The 12,333-nt window shown below is 59.6% G+C and carries 4 protein-coding genes; all 4 read right to left on the reverse strand.

All coding sequences use genetic code 11. The features are described from left to right. Window positions 1–31: 31 nt before the first annotated feature. Entirely contained in the window at window positions 32–5,575 is a 5,544-nt protein-coding gene (locus SH292x_RS05450; protein WP_442484573.1) for a glycoside hydrolase family 98 domain-containing protein, read from the reverse strand. A gap of 191 nt (window positions 5,576–5,766) precedes the next feature. Continuing rightward, the gene (locus SH292x_RS05455; RefSeq protein ID WP_442484574.1) at window positions 5,767–6,207 is read right to left on the reverse strand and encodes a hypothetical protein; all 441 of its coding nucleotides are present in this window, start codon (window positions 6,205–6,207) and stop codon (window positions 5,767–5,769) included. Then, window positions 6,200–7,288: a DUF1559 family PulG-like putative transporter gene (locus tag SH292x_RS05460; protein WP_442484575.1), complete on the reverse strand. Its 1,089-nt coding sequence runs from the start codon at window positions 7,286–7,288 to the stop codon at window positions 6,200–6,202. The genes SH292x_RS05455 and SH292x_RS05460 overlap by 8 nt, the downstream gene beginning before the upstream one ends. 196 nt (window positions 7,289–7,484) lie before the next feature. Then, window positions 7,485–11,987, reverse strand: coding sequence for a beta strand repeat-containing protein (locus tag SH292x_RS05465; RefSeq protein WP_442484576.1), 4,503 nt, complete (start codon window positions 11,985–11,987; stop codon window positions 7,485–7,487). Between the last annotated feature and the right edge of the window lie 346 nt (window positions 11,988–12,333).

Genomic DNA, 12,333 nt, shown 5'->3' on the forward strand with positions numbered 1-12,333 from the left:
AGCAGTGTACCACATCGGCTCAGCAGCGGGTTCACACGATGCCGTCCGTCAGGTTGTCGGCCGAATTCAGAGCAAGTTCTTCGAGCCATGATTCGTCAGCCGACGCGTCGTTACCAGCGGCGTCGGCAGCGAGCGAATCAACTTCGGTGAGTTCGCCTTCCGATTCGAGGTAGCGGTCCAGTAGCAGAGTCAGGTGCGAGGTGTCGAACGATTCTGGGGCAGAGCTTTCTCGGCTCGTGGGCGACGCCGCGAACGCCGTGGAACTGGATGCCAGGAGCGTGAACGCGTTGGTGTTCGATCGGATTGGGCTTGAACTGCTGAAGGCAGCGACAGAGCGAAGCAAAGAGCCTCTGGCACTTTCGGCGGGGCCGACTCCTGAGGGGGCCGGTAGGCTATCGAGCTGGAGAACGAACTTGTCGAGGCCGGTACCGTTTTCGCGATAGGCGATCTCCAGAACATGCCGACCGGCGCTAAGGGTATCGACTTGCGGACTCTCGGTGGAGTACCACGAGCCGCTCCCAGCGCGATTGTTCTCCATCACCCAGTTGCCATTGTCCACACGCCAGAAAAACGAGTCGTCGTCGGCCGAAGGAGCGACGATGCGGAACCAGAAGCGGTAGTTCCCACTGGTGGAAATGTCGAACTCGTACGACGCGATGCTCTCTGGAGATGTACTCGCCGGGGTGGTGCCGGTGTGATTGTAAGCCGGGTTGATGACGATGTGCTGCCCGTTTGAGCTACCGGCGTTCGCCACCAGTAGCCAGGAGCTACCGATGGAGCCATTCTCTGCCTCCATCGACACGACGCCACCGGCTTCTTGGAAGGCGCTACCGGTAGTGGCGGTGGCTTCGTTGCTCAGCCCGCTCTCGCCCGAGCCATTGAGGGCCGTCACGCGGTAGTAGTAGATAGCACCATCAGCGAGGCCCAGGTCAGCGTACTGAGTAGACGTTACGTTGGTAGCAATGAGCGTGTAGGGTCCCCCAACCGAGTCGGCTCGCCAGATGTTGTAACTGCTAGCGCCGCTGGCGGGGGGCCAGGTTAAGTCGATTTGGTTCGAGGAACCGGAAGAAGCAACGAGCCCCGAGGGCGTGGCGGGCGGGGGGTAGTCGACATGGGGCAAAGTCGCAAGCAGTAGCGGGCGTAACGCAGCATTCGCGACATCGGACGAGTGGAAGCCGACGAAGTTGTTGCCCGCGCTCGTCATCGTGAGTTTGAGCGACAAGATGCCATCGCCAGCGGCTTCGCCTTTGGCCACGGCGGTCAGGTCGATGAACTTGGCTTGGCCCACCACGTAGTTGCCGACCGTGGCAACAATGTTCCCCGAGCCCGCCGGCTGGTTGTTCCAGGTGACGGACTGCTCGTTCCAATTGTCGTCGCTCAATAGTTCGAAGGTGATCGAGGCATTAGCGGCGTCGACTTGGAACGGAATGAGCTTCAGAAGCACACTTTGGGCATTGGCGAGATCACGCACGTCGAAGCGGAGATAGGTATTGCGGTTGAATCCGGTTCCCCCGTCGTACTTGACGACCAGCTGGTCACTGGAACCAAAGTTTGCATCCGCGCTACCACCGTCGCGCACGAAGGTGTCTGCCACCGGTGGAAGACTTGCGCTGGCATCGGTCAGGGCCATCACTTCGCTGCTGTTCGCACCCTCGCCAATCGAATTGGTTGCGGAGACGACGTAGTAGTAGTTCGTGTCGGCGAAGAGACCACTGTCGCTGAACGTGTTGCCCGCGATGTTCAGGGCCACGGTGACGTAGGGGCCACCGGGCGTGATGGCCCGCTTCACCGTATAGCTGTCGGCACCCAGCACGGAGTGCCAGGAGATCTGGGCTGAGTCGTAAGCAAGGACGGCCGCCGCGACGTTGCTGGGTGCTGCTGGGGGGGAAGAAGTGAGTGTTGTCGCCGTCGACTCAGAGCTAAGCTGGCTCTCGCCTTGTGCGTTAACGGCCAAAACGACGTAGTAGTAGGTTTCTAGCTCGTCGAGCGCGGTGTCGCTATAGCTCGTCCCTGTCACACCAGTGGCGATCGTGGCGTACGGACCGCCGGCGGAAGTGGCTCGCTTGATTACGTAAGACTCCGCCCCTGGCGTTGTCCACCAAGTAAGGTCGACCTGGGTCGTTGAAGCGGGGGTTGCAGTGAGCGACATCGGCGTTACAGGCGCCGATCCTTCGAGCCATGCAACTCCTCCCTTCACTTCCAAGCTGTCGATGTTTGGTAGACCGAACGCGGTCGAGGCTACCAGTCGAACCGCCCGATCGCCGGCGGGCACGCTGGCGTTGATGGTGATATAGTCCCAACTGGAAAGGGAGCCGGTGGAATGGAATTGAACGTTCGAGGCGACCTTCACGCCGTCGATGTAGAGATCGGCCGTGTGAGTAACGTTGCTCGCGTAGCGTACCGTGAAAGTCTTCACGGGGGACGAGTTGAACGACAGAGCCCAATTGGCACCAGCGCCGATGGCATCGATCGTGTCCAAGTAACCGGAGCCGGTAAAGCCAGATTGGTTCGAGCTGACGACTCCGTCCACCCCTGCAAAGCCGTTGCTACCCTCTTGGATCACAATCCCGTCGCCGTAAGCAGTCGGGGCGACGACGATGTTGTCGAAGTAGACGGAACTCGGCGCGGTGGCGCGGGCGCGGAGTTCGACGGTGTTCGCCCCGGCGTTAAGAGGAATGGTGACTTCGGCTACCGACCAGTTGCTGTAGGAGCCTGTTTGAACGAACGAGGGCGCGCCGAGGTTGACGCCGTTCACGTAGAGATCGATCGTATTGACGTTCGAGCCTGTGAGCGAGTAACGCGTCTGAAGGCGATAGTCGCCGTCTTTCAGGACGGTGACCGTGTCGCGCACGGCGGCGGCAGAGTTCGTGCCGAAGCGGATGTAGCCTTGCCCGGTGAAGTTGTCGACGCCGGGAGTGTCGAGTGCTGCATTGGCTACGTAACCCGCTGTGTTGCGGAAATCGAAGTGTTCGCCTTCGTATTGCAGTGGACCGGTGTAGGGCAGGGGGACTGCAGGCGCGACGATCGTCGCCGGCGTGTACTCGGTGAGCCGGTTGGTCGCCGTCCCGGCGGCGTTGACCGTGATATCGAGGGGCCCGTTGTGGCGCACTGTGAGAGTGAAGACACCGTTGGACCAGTCACTGGTGACGATACTCGCCTGATGTTCGCCTCGATCGGCGAACGCCCACGTTGGCTCGGTGGTACTGCCATAGATGGTGATGGTGTTAGTCTTCAGACTGGTGTCGAGGACATTGTCGTAGTTGTTCAGGTAGAACGTCAGCGAATCGGCGAACTCCTTCACGACGCCCGCGGTGTACTGCGAGAAGGTGAGCTCCATCCGATCGCTGGTGTTGTACTTGAATGGAATGCTCGCGCTGGCTAGCTGGTCCGTCTTAAAGGGATTGTAGGCAACCCAACCATTCTCGTGGCGGCCAGCGTAGAGGTCACCCGTGTACTCCTCGGCGAACAGCGACTCGAACTCGTCCGCCTTCGCGGCGACAGTCGGCCAGCGATTGTTGTAGTCCGAACGATTGACCTGGACCTCAAACGACTGAGCCAATTCGTCGGCAAGGGCATAGACCGTTGGGATCGTTGGGTAACGCCCCGTCGATTTGAAGAAACTCGTGTTGTTGAGCAGATTGCCATCGCCCTCGACATTGTAGAGTCCTTCGAACAACGTCTCGGGCGAACTGTAGATGGCGTCGACGCTCCCAGAGTTGACGTCGTTGATGACGACCACTTTGGTTCGCTCGATGACTTCTTCGCGTGTGGGGATGCGGACCGTTCCGTCGAGCACTTTTCGGAACAGATCGATACTGACGTTGTCGAACTGCGTAAAAGTATCCCATCGCCGCTGCGTGTAACCCCCACCCGCCGAGCCGTTGCTGAGTTCGCGGAAGTTGTCGCGCCAGATCAGCTCAGGACCGTCCACCAATGCTTGGCCCGTGAGCATCGCGTGCTCAAGTTGGGGTGCTGCGCCGGTAACGAGCGTGTAGTTCTCGTGATTGCCATTGGCGTCGGTCCAGCCGGTTTCGTCGTAGCGAATGCCGTAATGCCCGCTGTAGCCAGAGAGATAGGCCCCGAGGGTTAGGCTCTCCATGTCGTATTGGTACGACTGCTGGGTGTACTTCTCGAAGAGGATGTAGTTTTCCGTGTACTTGCGACTGGCCTCTTCAAACGCTGGATTGCGTTTGAGCATCGCAATCGGATTGATGTTGGGACTCCACTGGTTTCCGCACCAACTTACAACGAGGTAACCGCCATACTGATTGCTGAGCTCCAGCAAGTTGGCGAAGTGCGTAATGCGGTCCATCCAGTTGGGAGACAGCGGATCGCTTGGGTCGTTGTAGCCCCAGAACTGCTCCGCGTAATTGAAACCGATCAGGTTGGGATACTCGCGGTAGAACTCCTCGTAGACGCTCAGGTCGAAATCAGAGAAGTGGGCGAATCCGCCACTGGACTGCTGAATCATCGCCCACATGTTGTTCTGAGCGATGACACGCAGCCAGGACTTGGCGGTCTCGTAGGCGTCGTCGAGTCGCTGCCAGTCGCCTGTTGCGACGTCGTGGCTGATGGAGATCGAAATGTTCATCACCACGAAGGGGCGGATGTCTTCGGGTACCAGATCGATGATCTTCTGTGGGTCGGCGTAGTTCCACGTATCGATGTGGATAATCCACATCGGTTGGTCGGGCGTGATCGGGCGGCGCAGCCGGCTGAGCTCCGTCGTGATCGGGTCCACAGGGCTCACGATAAGGCGGTCGAGGTGAGGGCCACCTTCGCCGGTCGTAGCCAAGCGTATGGAGTTCACGCCCTCCTGGAGCGCAACGGTCACGGTCAGCTCTTGCCAAACGCTCCAATCACCGGTTGCTTCGAACTCGACGGTTGGGTTGACGGTTGCCCCGTTGACGATGAGTGCCAAGTCGCGACCTTCGGCAGCGACCAAGGCGTAGCGGAACGTTAGGACATGGCTGCCAATGTGGGCCGCTTTGACTTGCCACTCGACGGTGGAGTTCGAAGGGGATAAGAACTCGATGTAACCACTGCCGAAGTAGCCGGTCTCTTCCGTGGCGACGATTGCGCCGGAGAGCGTGGCATTCTCGGCCTGAAGCACCGTGGGGGGCGTCGCTTCGTTGCTGTCGAAGCTCTCGCTCTCGCTGGTCATGGCACTGACCACGTAAAAGTACTCGCTACCTGCAGCTACCGGGTCACTAAATCCAGTGCCCGTGATGCCGGTTGCGATGGTTTCGTACGGTCCGCCGACCGTGTCGGATCGCTTGATGTTGTACGATTCGGCTCCCGGCATGGCGTTCCAGGTGAGCTCGATGCGATGGCTAGCAGAAGTGCTACCGAAGTTGGTCTTCCACGCAGCGTAGTCGGCGGAATCGATCTTCCCATTGCCGTTTCCGTCGGCGGCCGAGCCAACGTTCACCGTGCTGCCCAGATTGTCTCGCCAAACCGTATAGTCAGCCAGTCCAACGCTGCCGTCCTGGTTGTAGTCCCCCAGGACTGAGCCATCGTCGCTCCACACAGCCGCGAGCTGACTGGGGAAGTACGAATTCGCTGAAAGTACCATCCGCTGTTCGAGCTTCTCGAAAGATCGCGGGCCCCGAGGTGCACGGGGCCGGTCGCGGTGAGGGCGATCGGTGCGCGCACCGCTACGCCGACGGGAAGACCACATTGCCATTCTCTCTGTTTCCGTAAGCTAAGTGGGCGAATCTTCGGAGGTAGGTGGCCCTAGTAGGCGCGAAGTCGTGCGCCCGCAAACTATTTCGACTTCTTCGGCGGGACATCAAAGTCGACGGTCATCGAGCTCTCTTCGCCGGTGACCACGAGATTATCTGGTTTCCAATCGGCGGGGACGAGGCTCACGTCGTCGTAGGACTTTGTCTGTCCGGGGAGCCCGTCCAGGCAGATCACGCGAACTTCGTACGTGCCGGGCATGAGGCCATCCCCTTTCTTAAAAGTGGTGACCTGAAACTCGCCGTCGGGGCCGAATGCTGCGCTGCCTGGCCGGTACGGAAGTTCGCCACTGCCAGAGCCTGGGACAAGCTGAAACGCCATCCGGCCTGGCTTTGGTGGTGGGCTTCCATTGAAGGTCACCTTGCCTGTGATTTCGGTCATGGGGTAGCGCGAGTCGCCGCAGCCTGCGATGAGCAGGATGGCCAACGTCACGAGGAGCGTTGGTGCAGTTTTGGACTTAGTCACGTCCACCACCTCCCCCGCCAGTGCCTTTGAGGGCTTGAGTGCCTTCGGTTTCACCGCCGGCCGTTGTGCCCAGGTAGTTCCACATGCGGTAGTCGATATCGTCTTGGGTGAACTGCACAGACCCGTCGCCGTACGCCATGTTACCACCCGACGGATGAGCACTTCTGAATCCGTTAAACACATAGTAGGCATCGGGATCGCCATCTCGCCAACTTGCCTGAGTGTTCATCGGCGTCTGAGTACTCGCGAGCGGGGTGTTCGCGCAGAAGATGCAGTTGCGATTGCTGTCGTCGGCCAGAGTCTCGCCAACAAGGAAGGTCTGCGACAGGCCGTCGGTCACCCGGCGGAACGCGATCCCTTTGGGAACGCGATTGATGAAACCAACTCCGGTTCCTTGTTGCACACAGTTCTTCGAACCAAAACACGGGGCGTGACTTAATCCCGTGGGAGTACCCCAGTTCGATCCCATGCAAACATCGGCCGCGTTGTCGAAGGCACACACGTCTTGAATCGTCGGCCCCATCGAACCCATGTACGAACTGCCTTGAGCTGTGTCGGGGTTCTCGACCCAGAACTTCTTAAGCTCGCCCGGGGCCTTCATTGTGATCGACGCGAACGGATCACTCGGGCAGAGCATGGTGGGGATGCGAGCGGCGGCGCATTTACCATTGTTCGTATTGAGGTCCGTAACCGCCCCATCACCGGGCCACACGCCGGTGGTGGCTCCGTAGGTAGTGCTGAACGAGTCCATAAGGGCTTGCTGTTCCATGAACGGGAGGATGGCGGTGATCCAGTTCCACTCCACTCGCTCGCCATTCTTCCAATAGTTGTTGTTGGCGTAGTAGTTCGGGTAGGAGGAGCCGCCCGGAGCCCTCTTGAACGAGCCTTCGTAGTTGTGCACGGCGAGCGCGATTTGCTTCAGTTGGTTAGTGCATTGCGTTCGCCGAGCGGCTTCGCGGGCTGCCTGAACAGCCGGCAGCAAGAGTGCCACTAAGATACCAATGATGGCGATGACCACCAGCAGTTCGACGAGTGTAAACCCCAAGCGGCGTTGCCTGTTGTCAGTATGGATCCCGGCCATATCGTCTTTCCTAAGAATAGATGTGTTGAGAAGGTGAAGAGCGATCCGCTTCGAATTGTGCTTTCCCGTTCTCATGGCATGCCCCTGCGTATTCCGTGAACCAAGAGTAGTAGGGAAGCGTGCCTTACGCTTTCGAGTAAGGCACGCTAGTTCCCTAAAGCTGCCCAAAGCTTCAAACCTCTTATGAATCCTGCCTCTAATTCCGACCCTTTCTCGATCGACCGCGAATCACTCCCAAGCCGACGATGCCTACCACGAACATCATCGCCGACATGGGCTCGGGTACGTTGGCGGAGGCGGTGAGGCTTCCGGCACCGGCGACCACAGCCAATTGGCCAGTGGTTAGCAGGTTGCTGGTATCCCAGGCCAAGCCGGCCGTGAGCGTTGGGAGCGCCAGCGTATTGAAAGCGCCACTCGCCCCGGCGAAGTCGAGGATGTCGAACACGTCGCCCGCGATCGGATCGGCAACCGTCTCGTTTAGAAGTACTTCCAGCGTGCCACCTGCGATCAGGTTGCCCGTCAGAGTGAGCAAGTCGGAGGCTGCCGGCGTGCCGATGTCGATCGACAGTGTCGAACCGGCGTCGAGCGTCAGGTCGCCATTGATAGTAAATTCGGAGCCGACCACCGTTTCGCTACCAATACTGATACCGTCGTACCAAGTACGGGCGGCGCTGTTGGCGCTGTTCTCATCGATATAGACTTCGATCTGGCCAGAAGCGTTGGCGGTGAGCGTCAGAGGTGCTCCGAGCATGGCTCGATTACCTTCGGCGGTGAGTACCAGGGAGTCGAAGGTCAGCGTGCCCGCTGCCGTGCTGTTGCCTACGTTGTAAACCGCGAGAGTTCCAGCCGAGTCGCCGGCCTGGATCTGCCAGCCACCACCGTCGGTCCAGTAGTGGACGAAGATCTCATACTCTTGGCCGGGGTTGAGTCCGCCCACCGTGGTGCGAAGGGTGGGGGCATTATCGGTGTTGGTCCCCAGTTGGCCTTGGAGAACGTCACCACCATTTGCGAAGCCTCCTCGCTCGATCCAGGTTGCGGCGGTACCTTGGAATCCAGCGTTGAACGTCGGGGTGAAGACGCTGCCATCGGCCAGTGTGGTGTTGCCGGTGGCACCGAAGTTGGCGTCGGTGTACGAGTAGATGGTACCCGACTGCAGTCCTGCCCCGCCGACGCGAATCGTCGAGCCGCTCCCGGCCTCCACGTTGCCCGTGACCGTACCAAAGTTGCCGGTCAAGAGTTGCCCATTACCAAGTTCGAACGAGGCCTTCGCCGAGACGTCGAGCACACCACCGTTCACCGTAATTTGTGGAGAAGTCACGTTGGCATTGGCGCCGATGGCCAGGGTGCCAGTGCCGAGCTTCGTCAAGTTGCCATTGTTGGTGATGTTGCCGTTGACCGTCATCACCGAGTTCGGGCCAACGTTGGCCGTGACCTGACCTCCAGCCGAGCCGGAGATGTTATTGTTCACCACCAAGGCGTCCGGTCCGATGCTGCCGTTGACGGCAAAAGTGCCGCCGCCGGCTGCTACATTGATGGCGCCCGTTAGGGTGACGGCATCCGCGTCGCCACCACCAATGGTAATGACGCCGCCGTTGAACGTGAGGGCTTCGCTGTTGGAGACGTTCTGGAAGTTGAACCACAGATTTCCACCGGCGTTGATAGTGGTGCCAGCGTCCGTCGTACCCAGTGCCTGTGCGTTGGCGATGAAGGTAATGGAGCTGAGAGAAATCGGGCCAGTGAAGGTGCTTGCTCCGTTGAGCGTGGCGCCACCGTTAACGATCAGCGTGCCACCACCGGTGATGTTGCCATTAACCGTCGAGCCGCCACCGAGTTCGAGCGTGGCATTGTTGCCGATGGTGACCGTGCCTTCCAGCGTGTTGGGATTCTGCAAAGCGACCGTGACGTTCCCCGTTAGATTGATGGGGGTGTCGCCACCGAATCCGTTGGTGCCGGTGACCGTGTATCGATTGCCAATGGCACTGGTGAAAGTGGCGAGCGACGGGTAAACGTCCTCGCCCGCGATGTTGACGGTGACGCCAGCACCTGCGGAGCCGAAGTTGGCTTTCCACAAAGCGTAGTCGGCTGCGTCGACGATGCCCGCGCTTCCGCCGGCCTCGTCGCCATTGCCACCGAGGTCGAACGAGCCACCGAGATTATCACGCCAAACGGTGTAGTCGGCGAGGTTCACGGCGCTGTCGTTGTTAAAGTCACCAGCGATCGGTGGAGCGGCGCTATCGTCAAACGTTACCTGGTCTTGGTCGAAGAAGACTTCGGAGCCGCCGTCGGTCCAGTTCTGAGTGGCGTTCTTATCCCAAGCTGTTCCGTTGGCCCCGGTCCAAGTGAGGCTTGCTGCCTCGCCGGTCACCAACAAGTTGACTTGCCCCGCGGTTGAGGTGACGGCCAGCGACTGGCGGGCCGTCAGAGCATTGCCCAGGGCATCCAAGAAAGCAGGTGTCATGCCGCTAACGTCCACGGCACCGCCCGAATGCGAGATCAATCGGTATTGACCGGCGCTAAGGCCACCTTCGGCCGCAATGACTCGCACTGTCATGTCGGGCGAACCAATCGTGGTCAGACTGCCGTTGACTTGAATCAAGTCGTTCTCGGTGCCGCCGATGGTGGCGGGGGTATTACCGAGTTCGAAGCTCAGGATGCCTCCCTGCGACTCAAACTCGTCGCTCATCTGTACGTTGCCATTGATGGTGAGGGTGCCCACTCCATCGCCGGGACTCAGGGAGTTGTCGGCGAAGACTTTGAACGTCGTAGCCTGGACAGTTCCACCGCCACTTAGTGACGAGCCTTCGGACATGGCGTAGGTAGTGAAGTTGTCGACATCGAAGGTAGCACCACTTCGCAGTTCGATGGGACCCCACAGTTCGCCTGCGGTGCCGCCGCCAGCGAGTACTTCGAGCGTTCCCTGCTCGATGAAGGTGCCTCCTCTCCAGAAGTCAGCAGAATCGCTTGTCGCGGTGCCAATGGTCAGCTTACCCGCCCCTTGCTTGTAGACGAACACGTTCGCCTGCGTGTCGAGCGAGCTGATCAGACGGTTGCCGTTGGCATCGGTCTCGAAGTCAGTAATCTTTCCGGTGACATTGGTATTGCCAGCGCCCTTGAACACGAAATTGCGAATGCCGTCACCGCCATCAGGAGCGGAGATCGTTCCACTCAACGTGAGCGTGCCCGAAGTGGATTCGAAGTTGTAGTTATCGCCATTCACATCGCCCTTGATGTTGCCACTCCACGTGTTGCTGCCAGCGCTGGTGACATGAACCAGGTCGGCGATGCCTTCACCGCGACGAGGGAACAGAGTCAGCAGCTCGCCGGCAATATTGACATTGCCACTGATGGCCAGCTTGGCCGAGCCCTGGCCGCCGTTGGTGCCGATGGTGGTACCTGTGGCAGGGGTGCTGTCCCCAGACCCCAAGCCCCCGGCGTTGTTGATGGCGAGCGTGCCACCAGTGAGCTGAGTCGTCCCCGAGTAGGTCTTCGCTCCGCTGAACGTTACGGTCTCCGTGGTCAGAGACCCATCCAGCAGCACGTTACCAGCACCCGAGATGTCACCTGCGAACGTGCCGTTGTAACCGGCTCCGAAGGCTAGCTGTGCTCCGGTACCGAGGGCTGTTGCTCCGCCGCCGCTCGCTGCGTTGTTAAGCTGTAGAACACCGGCTTGCACGTTGGTGCCACCGGAGTAGGTGTTGGTGCCGGAGAGAACGAGAGTTCCGCCGCCGGTTTTGTTGAGGCCCGCGGAACCCGCGATGCCGGTGCTGATGCCGTGAGTACCACTGCCAACAGAGATCTCGGCGGCACCGCTTAGCGTCAAGTTTTGCGGACCGGTGATGTTGTAGCGATTGGCATTACTGATGACGATGCGACCCACATTCACCGCGGAGTTGAGCGTGATATCAGCCGGAGCGTTAGCACTGGTGAGCACGCTACCGAGCAACGCTTCGCCACCAGCCGATGGGGAACTTCCTCCCGCCCAGTTGGAACCGGTGTTCCAACTGCCGCCGCCGTTGACGTTCCAAGGCACGGGGCCACCAGGTGTGGCCGAGAAAGCAACGGAAACTTCGCCCTGCTGGAATCCTCCGCCAAACCCGGTCCAGCCCAAGGCCTTCACGCCCGCGGCTCCAACGGTACCCTCCGAAGCCGACGCGGCACCAACACTACCGCCGCCGATCCCGCCATTCGCATTCCCCACGCCAGTAAGTTGAGCAAGGGACGTCCCTAGAGGAGCCAAGGTCGCACCGTCTGTGTTATTGGCGCCCGCGAAGTTGGCGATGAAACGATTATCGACCGTGGTGGTGATCGATGCGCCAATGCCGGTATCGGCACCCGCAGAGATATCCACTCCCGACAGTTCGTAGATGAAGTAGGCGGAGTTAGCGCTTCCAGCGGTGACGTCAAAGGTCAAGTTGCCCGACGCCGCTGGATTGAAGAAGTAGGCAAGTAGGGTTCGACCGTCTTGCACAAAGCCATTTGCCGCGACGCCACCGAACTGGAAGTTGGACGCCGTGAAGTTGTTGTCGATGTACGAGCCAATGACTAGGGCATTGCCGGAGCCAGCGAGAGTATAAGGAATGCTGGCCGTGCCAGCCGCCGAACTGTAGAGTCCGTTGCTCGTTCCCGTTGCGATGATCACGGCCGACGCCGGCGACGTTATCAAGAGAAGCCCAGCAAGTAATGCAACTGTCGCTTTCATGTGTTGTTTCCTACTTTGTTCCGAGACTTAGAAGTTCATTGAAGCAGGGCACGGCACGGCCGCCGAAGGGGTCGCGAGATGCGACACGAACCACGGAGACAGCCACATGCCGATGGGCGACCAAGCAGTTCGAACTGGCAAGGAGCAAGCCAGCGCAGTGGCGCGCAAACTCGTCCATCAGGTGGGATTGCCACCCAAGAATGGAGGAACAGGTTAACCGTCTGTTGCGAACCATACCGCCGCCAATTCGCTACTGATAAGTGCCCCTTACGGGACGGAAGAGAGTTTTTGCTGCTTAGCAGCTTTTCGAAATTATAGTAAGGTTTTCACCGCTGGCTTGATTGTG

This window comes from Aeoliella fuhlenseeensis, from assembly GCF_052161615.1.
In the GTDB taxonomy this organism is placed as follows: domain Bacteria; phylum Planctomycetota; class Planctomycetia; order Pirellulales; family Lacipirellulaceae; genus Aeoliella.

Bases quoted from the DNA above. Each gene is read 5' to 3' on its own strand.
- SH292x_RS05450 (WP_442484573.1), bottom strand. From the start codon at position 5,575: ATGGTACTTTCAGCGAATTCGTACTTCCCCAGTCAGCTCGCGGCTGTG.
- SH292x_RS05460 (WP_442484575.1), bottom strand. From the start codon at position 7,288: ATGGCCGGGATCCATACTGACAACAGGCAACGCCGCTTGGGGTTTACA.
- SH292x_RS05465 (WP_442484576.1), bottom strand. From the start codon at position 11,987: ATGAAAGCGACAGTTGCATTACTTGCTGGGCTTCTCTTGATAACGTCG.